Here is a 19,966-nt window from a genome sequence, read left to right on the forward strand (position 1 = left end):
GCCCCGCGCGCCGCCCGGTGCTGATCGGGTTCTCGACCGCGCGCCCGGCAGCGTCGGGCCCTCGGCGACGCCTGCTCGGGTTCTGCGTCGATTCGGGGTTCATCGGCCGATTCGGGGGCATAGCGTCACGGTGGCGGTTTCCACCGCCCGAGCCGCCCGCCGCCTGGCCGGCGGCCTGCCGACGCCGAGCCGAGGAGGCAGACCGTGCACAGGGCCGACGAGGTGTCGCTGCCGGAACTGGACGGGCCGGAGGCGACCGTGTCGTCTCCCCGGGCGCTGGGGTGGCTCAGCCTCGCGCTCGGTGTGGGCGCGATCGCCGCGCCCGGCCCGCTGGCCCGACTGGCCGGTGTGGACGACTCGCCCGCCGCCCGCACGGCGATCCCGGCCGTGGGGGCCCGCGAGCTGGTCCACGGCGTCGGCCTGCTCAGCGGTCGCCGACCGGCCGGCTGGACGTGGACCAGGGTGGCGGGGGACGCGGCGGACCTCGCCCTGCTCGGCCGGGCCTTCGCGGACCGGCGCGGTGAGCGCCGCCGCCGGGTCGGCCTCACCGCCGCCGTGATCGCCGGCATCGCCGCCGTCGACCTGGCCACCGCCGTACGCCACGCCCGCGCGCGACGCGCCGGCCGGCGCGTCATCCGGATGGACCTCGGCGTCACCGTCAACCGGTCCCCGGCGGAGGCGTACCGCTTCTGGCGGGACGTGGAGAACCTGCCCCGCTTCATGTCCCACCTGGAGTCGGTGCGCGCGGAGGACCTGCGCCGGTCGCACTGGACGGCGCGGGGCCCGGCGGGCCGCGCCATCGAGTGGGACGCGGAGATCGTCGAGGACCGGCCGAACCGCTCGCTCGCCTGGCGGTCGCTGCCCGGCACCCGGGTGCCCAACGCCGGCCGGGTCCGGTTCCTGCCCGCCCCCGGAGACCGGGGCACCGAGGTGCGCGTCCAGCTCCGCTACGCCCCGCCGGCCGGCGCGCTCGGCCGGGCCGTGGCGAAGCTCTTCGGCGAGGAGCCCGAGCAGCAGGTCCGCGACGACCTGCGCCGGTTCAAGCAGGTGCTGGAGACCGGCGAGGTGGTCCGCTCCGAGGGCAGCCCGGACGGCATCTCCGTCCGCCAACAGCTCATGCAGCGCCCGGCCCAGCCGCTGCCCGCGGCCCGCCGCTGAACCCCGCCACGAAAGGACAGACGATGAAGGCCACCGCGTGGATGGGCAAGGACAGCGTCAAGGTCGTCAACGTGCCCGACCCGACCGTCATGAACGCCCGCGACGCGATCGTCCGGGTCACCTCCACCGCCATCTGCGGCTCCGACCTGCACCTCTACCACGGCTACATCCCCGCCATGCGCAAGGGCGACATCCTCGGCCACGAGTTCATGGGCGAGGTGGTCGAGGTCGGCCCGCAGGTGCGCAACCTGCGGGTGGGGGACCGGGTGGTGGTGCCCTTCCCGATCGCCTGCGGGCACTGCACCTCGTGCCAGCGTGGCCTCTACTCGGTCTGCGAGAACTCCAACCCCAACGCCGGCGTCGCCGAGAAGATCATGGGCCACTCGCCGGCCGGCATCTTCGGCTACTCCCACCTGCTCGGCGGGTACGCCGGCGGCCAGGCCGAGTACGCCCGGGTGCCGTTCGCCGACGTCGGGCCGATCAAGGTGCCCGACGAGGTGCCGGACGAGCAGGCGGTGATGCTCGCCGACGTCTTCCCCACCGGCTACATGGGCGCCGAGATGTGTGACATCAAGCCGGGCGACGTGGTCGCCGTCTGGGGCGCCGGCCCGGTCGGGCTGCTCGCCGCCGCCAGCGCCCGGCTGCTCGGCGCCGACCGGGTGATCGTCATCGACCGGTATCCGTACCGGCTGCGGCTGGCGCAGGAGCACGCCGGCGCCGAGACCCTCAACTACGAAGACGTCGACGTGCTCGACGCGCTCAACGAGATGACCGCCGGTCGGGGGCCGGACGCCTGCATCGACGCGGTCGGCCTGGAGGGGCACCACGGCAACACCGCCGTGTACGCGTACGACCGGGCGAAGCAGGCGGCCCGGGTCGAGACCGAGCGGCCCTTCGCGCTGCGCGAGGCGATCCTGGCCTGCCGCAGCGGCGGGGTGGTCTCGGTGGTCGGCGCGTACGGGGGCTTCGTCGACAAGTTCCCGATGGGCGCGTTCATGAACCGGTCGCTGATCATGCGTACCGGGCAGTGCCACGTCCAGCGGTACACCCGCCCGCTGCTGGAGCGGATCCGTCGTGGGGAGATCGACCCCAGCTTCATCATCAGCCACCGGATGCCGCTCAAGGACGCGGCCAAGGGTTACAAGATCTTCCAGAAGAAGCAGGACGACTGCACCAAGGTGCTGTTGAAGGTCTGAGGCGCCGAGCGCGGGACCGGGGCGGGGACTGTCCCGGTCCCGCGCTCGCCGATCAGGACCACGGAGCCGTCGGATACCAGGGGATGATCTCGCGGCGGGCGAGCAGCCGCACGTCCCAGTAGAGGAAGGTGAAGGCGCCGGCGACGATGAAGGCGACCGCGGTCAGGGTCGCCAGGCGGGCCGGCCGGGCGCTGAACCACCGTTGCAGGCGGGAGCCGGCCAGCCAGGCCAGCAGCAGGAACAGCACCGCCATGATGACGATGTTGCCGATCGACTGGAGGGTGAACGCCGCCGCGCCGTAGAGGGGGTTGCCGCTCTCGGCGGCGTCGCGGAACATCTGCCGGAACAGCGCGAAGGGCCGTCCGATGAGGAACCCGGCGATCAGCGCGCCCATGAAGACCATCGGCGCGTGGGGGTGCCGCCGGGCGATCCGGGCGAACGGGTCCGGCACCACGCCGAGCGCGGCCAGACCGAGATAGATCATCACCAGACCGATCACGCCGAAGACCACCATCGACTGGATGCTGCGCGGCGACAGGCTGCCGGGCGTGTTGGCGGCGGTGGAGAACTGCGGCATCGAGGTGCCGACTAGCCCCACGATCGCGCCGTAGGTGGCCGACACCGCGATCATGCCCACCGACATCCAGCCCAGCGGCTTCAGCGGCTGGACGAGCCTGCTGAACCTGCTGCCGGTGGTGCCGGTCAAGGGCGCGAGGGCGCCGAAGGCGGCGATGTTGCAGGCGGTGAACGTGCCCGCGATGCCGGAGACGAAGGCGAACAGGACGCCGGCCGCGATGCCCTGGATGGGGGTCTCCTTGGCATCGTGGCCGAGCAGCGTGTTGGCGACGTTGTCGCCGATGGTCTGATCGACGAACTCCGCCGACCAGACCACGGTCAGCAGGAAGCCGCCGAGGACGCTGAGCAGGATGATCAGCCCGCGCCGTCGGGGAAAGTGCCCGTTGACGAACGCGGACGTTCCGGTGCGCGGGGTGTCGGGCCGCAGCCGTACGGATGCGGCGGGCTGCTGGGGGGACCTCTGGGTCTGCGTCACGTGCGCTCCTCGGGGGTGGGGAGGGGCCGGTGGGGATCGGCCGCTGGGAGAACCCGGGCGCTGCGTCGACGCCTGCGACGGGCGCCGGATCGACATTGATGAAGAAGAATGCATCCGCTTGCATTCGGGCGCCGAGTGGCGGGCCGGTGTCCGCGTTCCATCATGGGTCGGTCACCGCCGGCCCGGTTCTTCCAACGTGCGCAATCTCTCCCGCTGGCGCCGGGCAACCCCGGACGGACCGGCTGCCCGTCCCGCCCGGTCCGTCCCGCCCCTTCCATCGCGCCCTTTCCGCCTCGTCGGTCCGCCTCGTCCGGGTCCCCTTGCCTGGTCCGCCTCGCCGTTGCCGCCCGGTCCGCCTTTCTCTGCGGTGTCTCGGGCGGTGGTGGGTAGGTCCTCGGCCCCTGTCGGGCTGATGTCGTAGGCGATTCGGTCGGTGCTCCAGATCGGCCCGGCGCGGTCGACGTGCCGGGGAGTCGGGTCAGGGTCTGGGGTGCGAGGTCGGCCAGGCCGGTCGAAGTGCCGGGGAGTCGGGTCAGGCCGTGGGGTGCGGCGGTCGGTGAACGTCGCAAGTCGTCCGGACCGGCGGCGGGGGAGGGATCGCGCCAGCGCGGTTCTGGGCCCGGTCGGGCGAGCTCGGCCCGCCGCCTCGCGTGAGTCGTTCACGACATCAGCTCGACAGGCGCTCGCGCACGAGGTGGGCCCGTGGCGGCCGGCGACGGCGCCGGTAGGGGCGATGGGGCGTCCGGAACGCCGTATCAGCTCGACAGGCGCTCGCGCACGAGGTGGGCCCGTGGCGGCCGGCGACGGCGTCGGTAGGGGCGATGGGGCGTCCGGAACGCCGTATCAGCTCGACAGGCGCTCGCGCACGAGGTGGGCCCGTGGCGGCCGGCGACGGCGTCGGTAGGGGCGATGGGGCGTCCGGAGCGCCGTCGGCCGGGCGGTCGGGTGGGCGGCGCGGCGCGCTTGTTGCCACAACTTTGCAATAAGGTGGGTGACGAATGATGTCGCCGCGGAAGGACAACTCATGTCGGATTCGCGCGTCCGGACCGTCGTGGCCGGCCCTCCGCAGACCGTGCCGGGGCTGATGACGGCCTGGGGGCGCGGCTGGGCCGTCTCCCGGGGCACTCCCGCCCCGGTCCCGATCCCCGGAGGCTTCCGCGTCGACGTCGGCCTGCCGGGCCATCGGGTACGCCACGTGCTGCACACCTACGACGCCGACTCGCTCGGGCGGCTCGGCCGGGAGTTGACGGCGCCGGGCACCTGGATCAAGGTCGGCGGGCGCCGCGCCGGCCTCCGCGCCGCCCTGCCCGACCGGTGGACGCTGGACAGCGCCGGATACCTGATGAGCGCGCCGCTGACCCCGGGCGCGGTCGAGCCGCCGGCACCGTACGCGACCCGGGTCCTCGCCGAGGGCGGGGTCGTCGTCGCGACCGTCCTCGACGCCCACGGGCGCAGGGCGGCCTCCGGGCGGCTGGCCGGCGCCGGGGAGTTCGCCGTCGTCGACCAGGTCGAGACGCTGCCCGCCCACCGTCGGCGCGGGCTGGGCAGCGTCGTCATGCGGGCGCTGTGCGACCACGCGGCGGGGCTCGGCATGCGTACGGGCGTCCTCGTCGCCACCGACGACGGGCGTGCCCTCTACCGCGCGCTCGGGTGGACCGTGCGCTCGGAGGTGTCGGGAGCGTACCTCCGGGAGGAACCGGGGCCGTCCTGACGCGGGTGCCCGGTCAGGGGATGGGCCACTCGTGGACCGGCCGGTTGCTGTGCATCAGCGTCACGTAGTGCCGCACCACCTCGCGCAGCGCCTCCGGCCGATCGAGGTGGTCGGTGGACTCCAACCGGTGCAGCGTCTCCACCTGCCAGCTCGCGCCGTTGCGCCCGGTCAGGCAGCGCTGCTCGATGATGCCGAGCAGGCGGTCTCGCTCGCTCGGCTCCAGGCCCCAGCGGTCCAGCCCGTGGTGGGCCAGCGGCAGCAGCCGGCGCAGCACCAGCTCGGTGACCGGAAGGTAGCCCAGGCCCGGCCAGAAGACCTGGGCGTCGATGCCGTGCCGGGCGCAGCTGGTGAAGTTCTCCTCGGCGGCGCTGAACGACATCTGCGACCACAGCGGCCGGTCGGCCTCGGCGAGGGCCCGGACCAGGCCGAAGTAGAAGGCGCCGTTGGCGACGGTGTCGAGCACGGTCGGCCCGGCCGGCAGCACCCGGTTCTCCACCCGCAGGTGCGGCCGCCCCTTGAGCACGTCGTAGACGGGTCGGTTCCACCGGTAGACGGTGCCGTTGTGCAGCCGCAGCTCGGCGAGCTTCGGCACCCCGCCGGCGGCGAGCGCCTCAGCCGGGTCCTCCGGGTCGCAGACCGGCAGCAGCGCCGGGAAGTAGCGGACGTTCTCCTCGAACAGGTCGAACACGGTGGTGATCCAGCGTTCCCCGAACCAGACGCGGGGGCGTACGCCCTGCGCCTTGATCTCCTCGGAGCGCGTGTCGGTGGCCTGTTGGAACAGCGGGATGCGGGTCTCCCGCCACAGTTCCCGGCCGAAGAACAGCGGCGCGTTGGCGCCGAGCGCCACCTGGATGCCGGCGATGGCCTGGGCGGCGTTCCAGTAGTCGGCGAACTGGGCGGGGCTGACCTGGAGGTGGAACTGCGTGCTGGTGCAGGCCGCCTCGGGGGTGATGGTGTCGGCGGTGACGGCGAGCCGCTCGATCCCGTTGATGGCGATCCGCAGGTCCTCGCCCCGCGCCGCGAAGATCTGCTCGTTGAGCAGTTCGTAGCGGGGGTTGGCGGAGAGCGTCGCCGCGGTCAGGTGCTCCGGGCGCAGCGTCGGCAGGATGCCGATCATCACCATGTGCGCGCCGATGGTGCGGGCCTTCTCCTCGGCGGCGTTCAGGCTGGCCCGCACGTGCTGCTCGAACTCGGCGGTGCCGGTGCCGGCGAGCCGCCGGGGCGCCACGTTGATCTCCACGTTGAACTGGCCCAGCTCGGTCTGGAAGTGCGGGTCAGCGATGGCGGCCAGCACGTCGGCGTTGCGCATCGCGGGCATCGACTCGTCGTCGACCAGGTTGAGCTCGATCTCCAGCCCCGTCATCGGCCGGTCGACGTCGAACCGCGACTCGCGCAGCATCTCGGCGAAGACGTCGAGGCAACGGCGTACCTTCTCCCGGTAGCGGGCCCGATCCTCGCGGCTGAAGGTCCGCGCGCCGACTTCCTCGCCCATGGTCACCACCCTGTCACCGCTGGTACCCCTAACCTTGCACGCCGCATCGGTGCCGGGGAAGACCTGACCTTCTTTCTCTACCCGGCCGCGCTCGCGGTGACGCCCGTCGCGGGCGGCGCCGGTCCCGGCCCGGCACTCGGGAGCCACCGCTAGCATGGCCCGCGGTGAAAGGTGGGAGTGTGCTGATGCGCGAGAAGGTGACCCGGCTGTTCGTGGTGGCGGCGATCGCCGAGGCGATCTCCTGGGCCGCCCTGCTGGCCGGCATGGCGGTGAAGTACGGCCCGCCCGCCAACGAGCTGGGCGTGCAGATCTTCGGGCCGATCCACGGCGGGCTCTTCGTCGCGTACGGCGTGCTGGTGCTCGCGGTGGCCCGGCTGCGCCGGTGGAGCCTGGTGGCCACCGGGGTGGCCCTGGCCTGCGCCGTGCCGCCCTTCGCCACGCTCGTGTTCGAGCGTTGGGCGCGGCGGCGGGGCATGCTCGACGCCGCCCGCCGGACGGCCCGCGAGGCCGCCCCGGTCGGCTGATCCGCCGGCGCGCTCGCGAGGCCGCCGCCCCGGTCGGCTGACCCGCCGGCGCGCTCGCGAGGCCGCCGCCCCGGTCGGCTGACCCGCCGGCGTGCTCGGCGACGTCGGCCGGACCGCCGTCCAGCAGCACCACCCGCCCGGGCCATGCCGGGGTCGCTCAGCCGGCGAGGAAGGCCGACAGCTCGGCGGCGAGTTGGTCCGGCGCCTCCTCGGCCATGTGGTGACCCGACTCGATCGGCGCGGCACGGACGTCGTCGGCCCAGTCGCGCCAGATCGCGGCGGGGTCGCCGTAGAGATCCACCATGTCGTCGCGGGTGGACCACAGGAAGAGCACCGGGCAGGTGATCCGGCGCCCGGCGGCGCGGTCGGCGTCGTCGGCCGCCCGGTCCGGGCCGAGGCCCGCCCGGTAGTCCTCGCACATGGCGTGCACGGTCGCCGGGTCGTGGATCGCCCGCCGGTAGTCGGCGTACGCCTCCTCGCCCATCTCGGCGGGCGAGCCGCCGTACCAGGCGTCCGGGTCGGCGTTGATCACCCGCTCGGCGGGCTTGGCGAGCTGGCCGAGGAAGAACCAGTGCCACCACCGGGCGGCGAAGCGGGCGTCGGCGCGGGCCAGGGCCTCCCCGATCGGCACCCCGTCGAGCACCCCGAGGCGGCTGACCCGGTCGGGGTGGTCCAGCGCGGCGCGCATCGCCACGTAGCAGCCCCGGTCGTGCCCCACCACCGCCGCGCGGTCGTGGCCGAGCGCGTCCAGCAGCGCCACCACGTCGGCCGCCATGGCCCGCTTCGAGTACGGGGCGTGGTCGGCGGTGCTCGGCGGCTTCGACGAGCCGCCGTAGCCGCGCAGGTCCGGGCAGACGACCGTGTGCCGCTCGGCGAGCAGGGGAGCGACCCGGTGCCAGGTGGCGTGGGTGCGGGGATGACCGTGCAGCAGCACCACCGGCGGTCCCGACCCGCCGTGGCGCACCCGCAGGCGTACGGGGCCGAGGTCGATCTCGTCGAGCGTGAATCCGGCGAACATGGCGGCTGCCGTGCCCCGACGCCCGGGGCGCGAAACGTGGCCCGGGCGTCGGGCGCGGAGGTCAGGTGAGGGCCGTCCAGGCCAGCAGGGCGGCGACCAGCAGCGCGCCCAGCGTGGCCTGGAGCAGCAGCGGCGGGCCCAGGTGCGACCACAGGGTGGCGGTGCGCGGCGTGAGCAACTGCCCGGTCGTCAGGTTGACGATCCGTTCGATCTTCGGCGGCAGGTCGGGGTCGTTCTGCCGGCGCAGCGTGAGCTGCACGTGGTCGGCGGGGTGCAGGGCGCTCTGCGGCAGGTGGCCGTGCAGCTCGACCTCGCAGAGCTGCCCGGCGGCGTCGCGCAGCCGCACCGGGGTGACCAGGTATTCCGGGCCCTTCTTCAGGTCCTTGAACCGGCGCCGGGTGCCGCCGGAGCCGGCGGAGAGCAGGGAGCGGACCAGCGCCGCCAGCAGCCCCGCCACGCCGGCCGCCGCGAGCACCGCCACCAGCACCGGCTGGCCGACCCGCACCTCGCGCGGATAGCCGTCCATCAGGCGGACGATCCGCCCCGTGACGATCCGCTCCGCGGGATGGACGATCCGCCGGATGTGGAGGTCGCTGTCCATGAACACCACCCAGAGTCCCGTTCAGTTCACTCATGGTATCGGTCGTCCGGGTTGAACGACGTGAATGAAACGGGGTCACGCGCTCACGGGCCAGGTGACAAGCCGACCGGCGCGGGTAAGCGGGGGGCCGAGCTGGAAAGGGGTCGAGCATGCAGCTGTCCTTCCTGCGCCCGCTCTACGACCGGCCGGGGCCGTGGGTCTCGGTGTACCTGGACGCCTCCGCCGACACCGAGGACGCCCACCCGGCCCTCGACCTGCGGTGGCGGGCCCTGCGCAACCAACTCCAGGAACAGCGCGCCGACGTGGCGACGATCGACGCGGTCGAACGGGTCGTCCGCGGGCACGACCCGATGCCGGGCGACTACGGTCTGGCGGTCTTCGGCGCCCGGGGGCGCGTGGTGCTGTCGGAGTACCTCTCCGCCCCGCCGCTGCGGGACCTGGCCGCGTACACCTCGCTGCCGCACGTGATGCCGCTGCTGGCGCAGCGCGGCGAGCAGGTGGCGTGGGTGCGGGTGCTGGCGGACCGGACCGGCGCCGACGCCATGGCGATCAGCGCGGGCGGCGTGCCGCGCCGCGCCCACGTGACCGGCCGCGAGGACTTCCAGTTGCGCCGGGTGCAGCCCGGCGGCTGGTCCCAGTCCAGGTACCAGAGGGCCGCCATGGAGGCCTGGCACCACAACGCGGGCGACGTCACGGCGGCGACGGTGGAGCTGGCCGAGAAGGTCGGCGCGGACGTGGTGGTGGTCGCCGGCGACGTGCGGGCCACCGGCGTGATCGCCGCGCAGATGCCGGAGCGCTGGCAGGACGTCATGGTGCGCACGGACGCCGGCTCCCGGGCCGGCGGCGCCGACCAGACCCTGCTCGACGACCTGACCGTGCAGACCATCGCCGAGGTGGCCGACCAGCGGGTGACCGCCGCGCTGGACCGGTTCGGGATGCAGGAGGACGTCGGCGCCGGACTCGACGCCGTCGTCTCGGCCCTGCAACGCAACCAGGTCGACACCATGCTCATCGTCGACGACCCGTCGGCGACCGGGGAGCTGTGGATCGGGCCCGAGCCCACCGAGATCGCCACCGACCCCGGGCAGCTCGCGGCCATGTCCGTACGCGACCCGGAGAAGGTCCGTGCCGACGCCGCGCTGGTGCGCGCGCTGGTCGGCACCGACGCCGAGCTGACCGTGCTCGGCCCCGACGAGGCGCCGGAGCTGACCGACGGCGTCGGGGCGGTGCTGCGGTACGTCGACGCGGGCACGCCGGGGCGTGGGAATGCCTGAGCGGACGGTGGCCGACCTGGTGGTCGAGCGGCTGCGGGCCTGGCGGGTGCCGCGGGCGTTCGGCTATCCCGGCGAGGCCATCGCCCCGGTGGTCGAGGCGCTGGACGCCTCGGGCGGCGACCCGGCGTTCATCCCGGCCCGGCACGAGGAGACCGCCTCCTACATGGCCACCGGGCACGCCAAGTTCACCGGCGGGATCGGGGTCTGCCTGGCCACCCAGGGGCCGAGCGCCGTGCAGCTGCTCAACGGGCTCTACGACGCCAAGCTGGACAGCAAGCCGGTGGTGGCGATCGTCGGGGAGGACGTCTCCGGCCCGCTCGGCGGCGCCCACCAGGAGATCGGGCTGAGCCGGCTCTTCGGCGACGTGTGCAACCAGTTCGTCCGCTACGGCCGCACCCCCACCGGGGTGCCGGCCCTGCTCGACCAGGCGTTCCGCACCGCCGCCGCGACCCGCAGCCCGGTCTGCGTGGTGCTGCCGCGGCAGTTGCAGGAGATGGCCGTGCCCGACCTGCAACCGCACGCGGCCGGCGTGTTCGCGGCGACGCCCGGGGAGCCGCTGGCCCGGGTGCTGCCGCACGAGGCCGACCTGGACGCCGCGGCCCAACTGCTCGCCAACGGCCAGCGCACCGCGATCCTGGTCGGCCAGGGCGGCCGGGGCGCGGCGGGAGAGATCGCCGCCCTCGCCGACCGGCTCGGCGCCGGGCTGGCGACCTCGCTGCTCGGCAAGCCGGTGCTCGACGAGCGGCTGTCCTTCCACACCGGCGTGCTCGGCGAGGTCGGCACCCCGGCCGCCGCCGAGCTGATGGGCGGCTGCGACACACTGCTGCTGGTCGGCACGAACGACCCGTGGACGGACTACTTCCCGATACCGGGGCAGGCCCGCACGGTGCAGATCGACATCGACGGTCGCCGCATCGGCACCCGCTACCCGGTGGACGTGCCGCTGGTGGGTGACGCCCAGGAGACGCTCCGGGCGCTGCTGACCCTGGTGCCGGACCGGCCCAACGCCCGCTGGCGGGAAACCGTGGAGGGCTCGGTCGACCGGTGGCGGGCCGAGCGGGCCGACCGGGCCGCCGCCCCCGCCGAGCCGGTGAACCCGCAGCTCGTGCTCCAGGAACTCGCCCGTCGCCTGCCGCGCCGCGGTGCCGTGGCGGTGGACGTCGGCTCGGTCATGTACTGGTACGCCCGGCACCTGGAACTGCCCCCGGGCGTCAACGCGCAGCTCTGCGGCACGCTCGGCTCGATGGGCTGCGCCCTGCCGTACGCGGTGTCGGCCAAGCTCGCCGCCCCCGACGAGCCGGTGGTCGCCCTGCTCGGGGACGGCGCCATGCAGCTCAACGGGTTGGCCGAGCTGGTCACCGTGGCGCACCACTGGCAGGAGTGGCACGATCCCCGGCTCGTGGTGCTGGTGCTCAACAACCGGGACCAGTCCGGCATGGGCGGGGGCCGCCCGCCGTCCCGCGACCCGGTGCGCCGCCGCCCCGACGTGCCGTACGCCGGCTGGGCCCGCCTGCTCGGCCTGCACGGGGTGCGGGTCGACCGCCCGGAGCTGGTGGGGGCGGCCTGGGACGAGGCGCTCGCCGCCGACCGGCCCTGCGTGCTGGAGGCGGTGGTCGACCCGACCGTACGCCTCGCTCCTCCCCAGCCCGCGTTCGCGGACCTGCGCCGGGTCTTCGCCGAGGGCGACGCGGCGCGGCGGGTCCGTGACCGGATGCTCGCCACCGGGGTCGCCGCCGAGGTCGACGACCTCGTTTAGCCGGTCCCAGGGAGGGCACTGAGCACCGGCAGTCAGACGCTGGAGGTCATCTTGTCCGAGCCCACCGATCGCCGGTACGGTCCGGCGCGCCTGCCGGAGCCCCGCGGACCTGTGTCGGCGGCGGTGCTGGACGCGCTGCGGCGGGCGCCGCACGACCTTCCGGCCGGGCTCGGCGCCGGGCTCGACCCGGCCGACCCGCTCACCGACGAGGACCTCCAGCTCACCCTCTTCTGCTGCTACGAGCTGCACTACCGGGGCTGGCGGGGCGTCGACGACGACTGGGAGTGGCAGCCGTCCCTGCTGGCGCTGCGGGCGCGGGTCGAACGGCTCTTCGAGGCGGCCGTGCGGGCGCTGGTGGGGCCGCTGCCGGCGGCGCTGCCCGGGGGCGTGCCGGCGGCCCTGGCCGACGTGGTCGCCGCCGACGACGGGCCGTCGCTCGCCGGGCACCTGCAGCGGCGGGCGACGCTGGGGCAGTTCCGGGAGTTCGTCACCCACCGTTCGATCTACCACCTGCGCGAGGCCGACCCGCACAGCTGGGCCCTGCCGCGCCTCGGCGGCCCGGCGAAGGCCGCCCTCGTCGAGATCCAGACGGACGAGTACGGCAACGGGCGGCTGGACCGGATGCACGCCGAGCTGTTCCGCGTCACCATGGACCGCCTCGGGCTGGACACCGGCTACGCCGCCCACCTGGACGCGGCGCCGGCGGTCACCCTGGCCACCAACAACCTGATGTCGCTGTTCGGGCTGCACCGGCGCTGGCGCGGGGCGCTGCTGGGGCACCTCGCCGCGTACGAGATGACCTCCTCGCTGCCGAACCGCCGCTACGGCAACGGGCTGCGCCGCCTCGGCCTGGACGAGGTGGCCACCCGCTTCTACGACGAGCACGTGGAGGCCGACGCGGTGCACGAGCAGATCGCCGCCCACGACCTGTGCGGCGGGCTCGTCCGGGTGGAACCGGGACTCGCCCCGGACGTGCTCTTCGGCGCCGCCGCCGCGCTGGCGGTGGACCGGCTCTTCGCCGCGCACCTGCTCGACGCGTGGGCCGCCGGTCGCAGTTCGTTGCGCCGCCCGGCGGCGGCTCCCCGGGTCACGCTGCGGGACCGCCCGCACGGCGGCACGGTGGCCGTGTCGGTCTCCGCCGTGGCCTGACGCCGCTGCACCTTCACTTTCCGCACGGGTGACCGCGCCGGCGTCGAGGCCGGCCAGCTCGTCGGAGTGCGGCCGCGAGGTCGCCCCGCTCACCGGCCGGCCCGGCGGGCGGGGTCGGGCGGGTCAGGACTCGCGTTCGGTGCCGGCGCGGAAGCCGATCGCCTTGTGCGTGCCGTCGCAGAACGGCTTGAGCGCGGACTTGCCGCAGCGGCACAGCGCCACGGTGCCCCGCCGCGCGTCGATGGTCTCACCGTCCGGGGTGACCAGGGCGAAGTCGCCCCGGACGAGCAGCGGCCCGTCCTGGTAGGGGGTGATGGTGGCCGCCGCGGCGGCGGTGTCGTCGTCTGCGCGCATGGGCGCTTCAGTGCCCGCCCTCCCGGTACCGAAACCCCTGCTCAGGGCCGGGAAAGCGGGGCCGGGGCCGGGGCGGCGGCAACCGCCCGGATCTTCTGATTACTCCCGCCCGGTGGGGGATGCCCCGTTTAGACCCCATCGGGACGGGAAGCCGGGCCGCGTGGTGAGCGAACGAGGCAAGGTGGGGCCGGTGCACAAGGTGCGCGAGGGGCTCACGGCCGACGGTGCCGGGCTGGCCGGGGACCGGGTGGTGGCCGCCGGCAGCGCGGCCCGGGTCCTGGTGGCCGCCACCGCGCGGGCGCTGCGCGGGACCGACTGCGCCGACCTGGGGCATCCGGGGCACCCGGGACCGCTGTCGCGGTTCACCGGCGCGCCCGAGCCGGTGCGGCGGGCGGCGGTGGTCCGGGCGGCCGGCCGGGTCGCGCTCACCCCCGGACAGACGGCCGAGGTCGACGCCGAGCGGGTCGCCCGCTGGTTCGCCGACCAGTACCCCCGGCGCCGCTACCCCGGGGTGCTGGTCGGCTCCCCGCACGGGGCCGCCGCGCACCTGGCCGCGGCGCTCGGCGTGCCCTGGCTGCCCGCCGGATTCGAGATGAGCGTGCACTGGGCGCAGGGCGCCGTCGACCGGCCGCAGGCCGCCCTCGACCACGGGGCGGCGCTGACGGCCCGCCTGCTCGCCGGCAACCCCGGCCTGCACGTACGCCAGGTGCACTGCCCCGCCAGCCGGGGCGCGCTGGCCGGCGCGACGGTCTCGCTCGCGGTCCGGTGGCGGTCGCTGCCGGCCGCGTACGCCCGGTTCCTGGCCGACCTGCTGGAGCCGGGTGCGGCCGTGCTGCTGCTGCGCGACGCCCGCACCTGGCCGGTGCTGGACTCCGCGCCCGGCCACAGCTTCCAGGTCGGCTGCCCCGGCAGCGGGCTGGACCCGGTGGACTTCCACCCGGACAGCCACGCCCTGCGCCAGGTGCTCCGCTCGGCCGGCGGGGACGGCGCGCACTGGCAGCCGCCGGAGGTCACCTCGCCGCCCGGCCCGGCGGAACACGGCGTGGAGTCCGACTTCGAGGCCGGGGTCGGGCAGTGGGCGGGGCGGCACGGACATCCGCTGCACCGGCTCCTCGTGCCCCGCCCGGACGCGCTCAGCGCCGCCACCGCCGACCTGTACCGGCGGTGGCTGCGCGCGGCCGGCAAGACCGGCAACCGGCTGGTGGTGGAGTGCGGCCGGCTGCTCGACCCGTGGCAGGTGGTACGGGCCGGGATGGTGCCGTACTGGTGCGAGAACGCCACCCGGCGCAGCGTGGAGGGGGTGGAGTGGTGGCTCGCCGGCAGCGAGCCGTTCAGCTCGGTCGACGTGCTGCCCGAGCCGCCCGGCCTGCGGTCGCCGGCGCTGGCCGGGCTGCCGCAGTGGCTGGCCGTCGCCGGCTTCGGACGCCGCCGGCGGGCGCTGGACCGCACCTCGGCGCGGGGCTACCCGGTCACCTCGGTGCCCACCCGCCGGGCCACGGAGGTGCTGCGGGCCCAGCCGTACGACCTGCCGACGCCGCCGCCGATGACCGTCGCCGAGGCGCTCGCTGCACTGCGCGACAGCGGCTCCCACCAGGGGTTACTGGTCTGTTGAGCCAGCCCTGTCGAAACATCCTCGCGAACCCGGGGTCCCGTGATTGAGTACCTACGGAGCGGGAACACCGCTGGCTGCGACGGCCTGATCCACGCCGTCCGGCGCGGCGTCGTCGCCCGCTGGCATCCCAGTCATGTGACCCACTTCCGGCCCGGTGCGTGGTGCGACCACGCGCGCGCACGACCGGTTTCCTGAATCCGGGCGGGGGACCTTCCTGAGGGAGGCGCGGATGTTCGGACAGAGCACCACAACCACACCACCTCCGACCGATCGGGGCCTGGAGGACCTGGACGCGGCCGCGCTGGCGTACGCGGCCCGGATCGAGGGCCTTCCGCCCGAACGGCGCCAGGAGGCGCGCGACGACCTGGTCCGCTTCGCCCTGCCGTTCGCCGGCCGGCTCGCCCGCCGGTACCGGGGGCGTGGGGAGCCGCTGGAGGACCTGGAGCAGGTCGCCCGCCTCGGCCTGGTCAACGCCGTCGACCGGTACGACCCCGAGCGGGGTTCGTTCACCGCGTACGCGGCGATCACCATCGTCGGCGAGATCAAGCGGCACTTCCGGGACCGCACCTGGGGCGTGCACGTGCCGCGCCGGCTGCGCGACCTGATCCTGGAGGTCGGGCAGGCGACGGCGGCGCTGACCAGCGAGCTGTCCCGGGCGCCGTCGGTCGCGGAGCTGGCGGAGCGGCTGGAGACGCCCGAGGAGGAGATCCTCGCCGCGCTCGAGTCGGCGGCCGGCTACAGCCCGGCCTCGCTCAACGCGCCGGTCGGCGGAGAGAGCTCGGCCGAATTCGGCGACCTGGTCGGCGAGTCCGACAACGCGCTCGAATCCGTCGACGACCGGGTGACCGTCAGCGGGCTGCTGCACCGGCTGCCCTGGCGGGAGCGGCGGATCCTGGCCATGCGCTTCTACGGCAACCAGACCCAGGCGGAGATCGCGGCCCGGTTCGGCATCTCCCAGATGCACGTCTCGCGGCTGCTGTCGCGGGCGCTGACCTGGCTGCGCCAGGCGATGCTCGCCGACGCCCCGCCGCCGTGGCAGAACGGGGCGGCGGAGTCGGACGGCGCGAAGACCCGGATCTCGGTCAGGCAGAACGGGGACCGGGTGGTCGTGGAGGTCGGCGGCGAGGTCGACCGGGACGGCGCGGACCAGCTGCGCCGGGCCATGCTGGAGGCGGTGACCGGGCAGCCCGCCGAGGTGGTGGTGGACCTGGTCGGCGCGGGCGGCTTCGACGCCGGCGGTATCGCCGCGCTGATGGCCGGCCGCGAGGCCGCCGCCCGCACCGGCGTGCCGCTGCGGCTGACCCGGGTCCAGCCGGCCGTGCGCCGCTCGCTCACCGCGGCCGGTCTCGCGCAGGCCCGCGAGAGCTGACCACGGCCGGTTCCGCGAGAGCCGGTCTCACGCAATCCCGCGAAGGCCGAGCCCATGGCCGGTTCCGCGAGAGCCGGTCTCACGCAATCCCGCGAGAGCCGAGCCCACGGCCGGTTCGGCGAGAGCCGGTATCGCGCGGTCCCGCGAGAGCCGAGCCCACGGCCGGTTCGGCGAGAGCCGGTCTCGCGGGAGCTGACCGACCGGGCGCGTCGGGAGGGGCCGGCGCCCGCCGCTTGGGCGCCGGCCCCTCCGCGCGTACGGCCGCTCAGTGCTCCGGGGTGTCGCCGGGCCCGCGCGGGTGCCGCCAGCGGTCCTTCTCCTGCTGCTCGCGCTGGGCGCCGAGCCGGGTCTCCTCCGGCTCGTCGGTCTGCTCGAAGGCGGGCCGGCGCACGTCTTCCGGCTCCGGCACGTCCACCGGCCGGGCGCCCGACTGCGCCGCCGGCTGGTACGCGGCCGCCTCCGGCGCGCCGTGCGCCCCTTCCAGGGACGGCGACTCGGGCACGTGCCTCTCGCGGTGCAACTCGTCGCGGAACTCCTGCGGCGGCTTGGTGGTGCGCTGGGGCAGGTCCCGGCCGAGGTCGGAGACCAGCGGGCCGTACTTGAGGTCGAACGCCGGGCGCTCGGAGCGGATGCGCGGCATCCGGTCGAAGTTGCGCAGCGGCGGCGGGCAGGTGGTGGCCCACTCCAGGGAGTTGCCGAAGCCCCAGGGATCGTCGACCGACACCACCGCGCCGTAGCGCCACGACTTCCACGCGTTCCAGATGAAGAAGAGCGTGGAGGCACCGAGCACGAAGGCGGAGATGGAGGAGACCGTGTTCAGCGCGGTGAAGCCGTCGGACGGCAGGTAGTCGGCGTACCGGCGGGGCATGCCCTCGTTGCCCAGCCAGTGCTGCACCAGGAAGGTGCCGTGGAAGCCGAGGAACATCGTCCAGAAGTGGGCCTTGCCGATGCGCTCGTCGAGCAGCCGCCCGGTCATCTTGGGCCACCAGAAGTAGAAGCCGCCGAAGAGCGCGAAGACCACCGTGCCGAAGAGCACGTAGTGGAAGTGCCCGACGACGAAGTAGGTGTCGTGGGTGTGCCAGTCCGCCGGCGGGCTGGCCAGCAGCACCCCGGTGAGGCCGCCGAAGAGGAAGGTGACCAGGAAGCCGATCGCGAAGAGCATCGGCGTCTCGAAGGTGATCTGCCCCTTCCACATGGTGCCGATCCAGTTGAAGAACTTCACCCCGGTGGGCACCGCGATCAGATAGCTCAGGATGCTGAAGAAGGGCAGCAGCACCTGCCCGGTGGCGAACATGTGGTGCGCCCACACGGTCATCGACAGCACCGTGATGGCGATGGTGGCCAGCACCAGGCCGGTGTAGCCGAAGATCGGCTTGCGGGAGAAGACCGGGATGATCTCGGTGATGATGCCGAAGAACGGAATCGCGATGATGTAGACCTCGGGATGGCCGAAGAACCAGAACAGATGCTGGTAGAGCATGGGTCCGTTGTTGTCCGGCGTGTAGACCTGCGCGTTGAGCAGCCGGTCCGCCGCCAGCGCCAGCAGCGCCGCGGCGAGCAGCGGGAAGACCAGGAGCACCAGCACGCTGGTGAACAGCATGTTCCAGGTGAAGATCGGCATCCGGAACATCGTCATGCCGGGCGCGCGCAGGGTCAGGATCGTGGTGATCAGGTTGACCGCGCCCAGGATCGTGCCGAGCCCGGAGACGACCAGGCCGATCACCCACATGTTCGCGCCGACGCCGGGGGAGTGCTCCTGGCTGCTCAGCGGCGTGTAGGCGGTCCAGCCGAAGTCGGCGGAGCCCTGGGGGGTGAGGAAGCCGCCGATCACCATCAGGCCGCCGAACAGGTAGAGCCAGTAGGCGAGGGCGTTGAGCCGGGGGAACGACACGTCGGGTGCGCCGATCTGGATCGGCACGATGTAGTTGGCGAACCCGAACGCCGCCGGGGTGGCGAACAGCAGCAGCATCACCGCGCCGTGTGAGGTGAACAGCTGGTTGTACTGCTCGGGGGAGAGGATCTGCATGCCGGGGCGGGCCAACTCGGCCCGGATCAGCATGGCCTCGACGCCGGCGACCAGGAAGAAACCGAACGAGGTGATCAGGTAGAGCAGGCCGATCTGCTTGTGGTCGGTGGTGGCCAGGAACCGCAGCAGGGTCCCGCCCGGGAGCGGCTTGCGCAGCGGCCCCGGAAAGCCGCCGAAGCGTGCCGGTGCCAGGATCGCCGGTCCCCGGTCGCGTGGAGGTTCCGTGGTTACCCGCTTGGGCATGAGACTCTCACCCCGTCGTGACGACAGAAAGGACGGGCGTGCCTGCCCGCCCCCTCTGCCCATGTAACCAGGCGAGAGCGGCTATTCAGGCGAGAGCGGTAATTTCGGTCAATTGGCGGGCAGCGTCGCCCAGACGACCTTGCCGTCGCCGGCCGGCACGCTGCCCCAGCGCTGGGTCAGCTCACGGACGAGCATCAGCCCCCGGCCACCCTCGGCCAGCAGGTCGGGGGAGCCGGCCCGGGCCGAGCCCCGGCACCCGTCCACCACCGTCAGGTGCAGGTACGGCCGGCGCAGGGTCACGGTCACCTGCATCGGGGTCCCGGCATGCCGGACCACGTTGCCGACCAGCTCGCTGAGCACCAGCGAGGCCGGGCCGACCGCCTGCGGCAGGTTCCACCGGGCGCACGCGTCGGCGACCAGCTCACGGGCCCGCCGACAGGCCCCCGCCACCGGTTCGAGCCGGGCCCGCAGCCGCGGCACCGCCGCGGCGTTGGCCACCCGGGTCGCCTCCTCGCAGTCGGGGCGCACCGGGACCACCCGGCACGCGGTCGACTCCGCCAGCCACCCCGCCGCCTCCGGCGGCGGGGCGCAGAGCACCACGGGTACGGCCGGCCAGTCGGCGGCGCGCCGGGCGGCGGCCGCGAAGACCGAGAGCGCGAGCCGGTCGCGCACGGTGACGTCGGTCAGGTCGACCACGAGCGCGTCGGGCTGGGCCGCCAGGCAGTCCTCCAGCACGGTGTGCACCGCGCGCATGGTGCCGAGGTCGAGGCCGCCGCGAAGCCGTACGACGGTCACGGGCGACGCGTCGCGCACCTCGCAGGTGATCCGGCTCGACATGGTGCCCTCGCTTCGCATCGTCGGGGAGCCTGCGAACTACCCGGGCGCGACGGGGACCAAACCGGCCGGGCGACCACACCGGCCGCCCGACCCGCCGGCCGGGTCACCGGCCGGATCTCCCCCGCGTGGTCAGCAGGCCGAGCGCGATCATGCCGACGCCGAGGAACAGGTGCAGCCAGTTGTCGGCGTTGTTCACCGGGACGAAGTTGGCCCCGCTGTCGTGGTCGACCACCAGGCCGTAGAGCCAGAGCACCAGGTAGATGGCGCCGCCGCCGACCAGGAACGTCCGGGCGCCGGAGACCGTCCTGGCCAGCGCCAGCCCGGCCACCCCGAAGAGCAGGTGGACGAGGTTGTGCAGCACCGAGACCTGGAAGAGGCCGAGCAGCTTGGCGTCGGACTCGTGCCCGGCGAACCGCAGGTCGCCGTAGTCGCTGGTGATGCCCGGCACGAAGCCGAGCACGCCGATCAGGAGGAAGACCACCGCCACGACGGTGGCGGCCCGCCGGACGGGCGCCTTGCCGTCAGCCGGATTGCGCCGGGCGCGGGAGTGCGCCATGGGACCGGTCACCGCCGTCTCCTCACTGTGCGGGAACGC

17 protein-coding genes are annotated in these 19,966 nt (G+C 74.2%); 9 read left to right on the forward strand and 8 right to left on the reverse strand.

Going from position 1 to position 19,966, the window contains the following annotated elements; all coding sequences use genetic code 11:
• Positions 1–204: 204 nt before the first annotated feature.
• On the forward strand, positions 205–1,158 hold the full coding sequence (locus tag GA0070606_RS29965) for an SRPBCC family protein (RefSeq protein WP_091106547.1): 954 nt from the start codon (positions 205–207) through the stop codon (positions 1,156–1,158).
• 23 nt (positions 1,159–1,181) lie between these two features.
• A complete protein-coding gene (locus tag GA0070606_RS29970; RefSeq protein ID WP_091106548.1) occupies positions 1,182–2,354 on the forward strand; it encodes a zinc-dependent alcohol dehydrogenase in 1,173 nt (390 codons plus the stop codon).
• Positions 2,355–2,406: 52 nt separating this feature from the next.
• Here the strand turns inward: GA0070606_RS29970 and GA0070606_RS29975 are convergent, their stop codons facing one another.
• Positions 2,407–3,405: a hypothetical protein gene (locus GA0070606_RS29975; RefSeq protein WP_091106549.1), complete on the reverse strand. Its 999-nt coding sequence runs from the start codon at positions 3,403–3,405 to the stop codon at positions 2,407–2,409.
• 1,024 nt (positions 3,406–4,429) lie between these two features.
• Between GA0070606_RS29975 and GA0070606_RS29980 the strand changes: the two genes are divergently transcribed.
• The gene (locus tag GA0070606_RS29980; RefSeq protein ID WP_091106550.1) at positions 4,430–5,116 is read left to right on the forward strand and encodes a GNAT family N-acetyltransferase; all 687 of its coding nucleotides are present in this window, start codon (positions 4,430–4,432) and stop codon (positions 5,114–5,116) included.
• 13 nt (positions 5,117–5,129) lie between these two features.
• Here GA0070606_RS29980 and GA0070606_RS29985 read toward each other — a convergent pair whose 3' ends face one another.
• A complete protein-coding gene (locus GA0070606_RS29985; protein ID WP_091106551.1) occupies positions 5,130–6,608 on the reverse strand; it encodes a glutamate-cysteine ligase family protein in 1,479 nt (492 codons plus the stop codon).
• A 185-nt stretch (positions 6,609–6,793) separates the two neighbouring features.
• Between GA0070606_RS29985 and GA0070606_RS29990 the strand changes: the two genes are divergently transcribed.
• Complete coding sequence (locus GA0070606_RS29990; protein ID WP_091108392.1) at positions 6,794–7,132, forward strand: DUF3817 domain-containing protein; 339 nt, start codon at positions 6,794–6,796, stop codon at positions 7,130–7,132.
• Between the two features lie 157 nt (positions 7,133–7,289).
• On the opposite strand, the gene GA0070606_RS29995 is transcribed toward GA0070606_RS29990, so the two are convergent.
• Positions 7,290–8,150 carry an alpha/beta fold hydrolase gene (locus GA0070606_RS29995; RefSeq protein WP_091106552.1) on the reverse strand — a complete coding sequence of 287 codons (861 nt, stop codon included), beginning with the start codon at positions 8,148–8,150 and terminating at the stop codon, positions 7,290–7,292.
• A 61-nt stretch (positions 8,151–8,211) separates the two neighbouring features.
• Positions 8,212–8,760, reverse strand: a complete 549-nt coding sequence (locus tag GA0070606_RS30000) for a hypothetical protein (RefSeq protein ID WP_091106553.1) — start codon at positions 8,758–8,760, stop codon at positions 8,212–8,214.
• Positions 8,761–8,900: 140 nt separating this feature from the next.
• Here GA0070606_RS30000 and GA0070606_RS30005 point away from each other — a divergent pair, with 140 nt between their 5' ends.
• The 3 genes from GA0070606_RS30005 to GA0070606_RS30015 are packed head-to-tail and all read left to right on the forward strand — an operon-like array spanning position 8,901 to position 12,930.
• Positions 8,901–10,025 carry a baeRF2 domain-containing protein gene (locus tag GA0070606_RS30005; protein WP_091106554.1) on the forward strand — a complete coding sequence of 375 codons (1,125 nt, stop codon included), beginning with the start codon at positions 8,901–8,903 and terminating at the stop codon, positions 10,023–10,025.
• Complete coding sequence (locus tag GA0070606_RS30010; protein WP_091106555.1) at positions 10,018–11,781, forward strand: thiamine pyrophosphate-binding protein; 1,764 nt, start codon at positions 10,018–10,020, stop codon at positions 11,779–11,781. The genes GA0070606_RS30005 and GA0070606_RS30010 overlap by 8 nt, the downstream gene beginning before the upstream one ends.
• A gap of 51 nt (positions 11,782–11,832) precedes the next feature.
• Positions 11,833–12,930 carry an iron-containing redox enzyme family protein gene (locus tag GA0070606_RS30015; protein ID WP_091106557.1) on the forward strand — a complete coding sequence of 366 codons (1,098 nt, stop codon included), beginning with the start codon at positions 11,833–11,835 and terminating at the stop codon, positions 12,928–12,930.
• A 123-nt stretch (positions 12,931–13,053) separates the two neighbouring features.
• Here GA0070606_RS30015 and GA0070606_RS30020 read toward each other — a convergent pair whose 3' ends face one another.
• A complete protein-coding gene (locus GA0070606_RS30020; RefSeq protein WP_091106559.1) occupies positions 13,054–13,284 on the reverse strand; it encodes a CDGSH iron-sulfur domain-containing protein in 231 nt (76 codons plus the stop codon).
• Between the two features lie 199 nt (positions 13,285–13,483).
• Here GA0070606_RS30020 and GA0070606_RS30025 point away from each other — a divergent pair, with 199 nt between their 5' ends.
• Together GA0070606_RS30025 and GA0070606_RS30030 are read left to right on the forward strand one after the other, a co-directional pair.
• Positions 13,484–14,896 (forward strand): hypothetical protein, encoded by a 1,413-nt coding sequence (locus GA0070606_RS30025; RefSeq protein ID WP_091108394.1) that lies wholly within the window; start codon positions 13,484–13,486, stop codon positions 14,894–14,896.
• 229 nt (positions 14,897–15,125) lie between these two features.
• Positions 15,126–16,265 (forward strand): SigB/SigF/SigG family RNA polymerase sigma factor, encoded by a 1,140-nt coding sequence (locus GA0070606_RS30030; RefSeq protein WP_091106561.1) that lies wholly within the window; start codon positions 15,126–15,128, stop codon positions 16,263–16,265.
• A gap of 265 nt (positions 16,266–16,530) precedes the next feature.
• Here GA0070606_RS30030 and ctaD read toward each other — a convergent pair whose 3' ends face one another.
• The 3 genes from ctaD to GA0070606_RS30045 form a co-directional block, all read right to left on the reverse strand.
• Positions 16,531–18,534: an aa3-type cytochrome oxidase subunit I gene (gene ctaD / locus GA0070606_RS30035; RefSeq protein WP_091106563.1), complete on the reverse strand. Its 2,004-nt coding sequence runs from the start codon at positions 18,532–18,534 to the stop codon at positions 16,531–16,533.
• 108 nt (positions 18,535–18,642) lie between these two features.
• On the reverse strand, positions 18,643–19,389 hold the full coding sequence (locus GA0070606_RS30040) for an ATP-binding protein (RefSeq protein WP_245724873.1): 747 nt from the start codon (positions 19,387–19,389) through the stop codon (positions 18,643–18,645).
• Positions 19,390–19,474: 85 nt separating this feature from the next.
• On the reverse strand, positions 19,475–19,927 hold the full coding sequence (locus GA0070606_RS30045; RefSeq protein WP_091108396.1) for a DUF4383 domain-containing protein: 453 nt from the start codon (positions 19,925–19,927) through the stop codon (positions 19,475–19,477).
• Between the last annotated feature and the right edge of the window lie 39 nt (positions 19,928–19,966).

The organism is Micromonospora citrea (genome assembly GCF_900090315.1).
GTDB classification, from domain to species: domain Bacteria; phylum Actinomycetota; class Actinomycetes; order Mycobacteriales; family Micromonosporaceae; genus Micromonospora; species Micromonospora citrea.

Bases quoted from the DNA above. Each gene is read 5' to 3' on its own strand.
- GA0070606_RS29970 (WP_091106548.1), top strand. From the start codon at position 1,182: ATGAAGGCCACCGCGTGGATGGGCAAGGACAGCGTCAAGGTCGTCAAC.
- GA0070606_RS29980 (WP_091106550.1), top strand. From the start codon at position 4,430: ATGTCGGATTCGCGCGTCCGGACCGTCGTGGCCGGCCCTCCGCAGACC.
- GA0070606_RS29985 (WP_091106551.1), bottom strand. From the start codon at position 6,608: ATGGGCGAGGAAGTCGGCGCGCGGACCTTCAGCCGCGAGGATCGGGCC.
- GA0070606_RS29990 (WP_091108392.1), top strand. From the start codon at position 6,794: ATGCGCGAGAAGGTGACCCGGCTGTTCGTGGTGGCGGCGATCGCCGAG.
- GA0070606_RS29995 (WP_091106552.1), bottom strand. From the start codon at position 8,150: ATGTTCGCCGGATTCACGCTCGACGAGATCGACCTCGGCCCCGTACGC.
- GA0070606_RS30005 (WP_091106554.1), top strand. From the start codon at position 8,901: ATGCAGCTGTCCTTCCTGCGCCCGCTCTACGACCGGCCGGGGCCGTGG.
- GA0070606_RS30010 (WP_091106555.1), top strand. From the start codon at position 10,018: ATGCCTGAGCGGACGGTGGCCGACCTGGTGGTCGAGCGGCTGCGGGCC.
- GA0070606_RS30020 (WP_091106559.1), bottom strand. From the start codon at position 13,284: ATGCGCGCAGACGACGACACCGCCGCCGCGGCGGCCACCATCACCCCC.
- GA0070606_RS30030 (WP_091106561.1), top strand. From the start codon at position 15,126: ATGTTCGGACAGAGCACCACAACCACACCACCTCCGACCGATCGGGGC.
- ctaD (WP_091106563.1), bottom strand. From the start codon at position 18,534: ATGCCCAAGCGGGTAACCACGGAACCTCCACGCGACCGGGGACCGGCG.
- GA0070606_RS30040 (WP_245724873.1), bottom strand. From the start codon at position 19,389: ATGCGAAGCGAGGGCACCATGTCGAGCCGGATCACCTGCGAGGTGCGC.
- GA0070606_RS30045 (WP_091108396.1), bottom strand. From the start codon at position 19,927: ATGGCGCACTCCCGCGCCCGGCGCAATCCGGCTGACGGCAAGGCGCCC.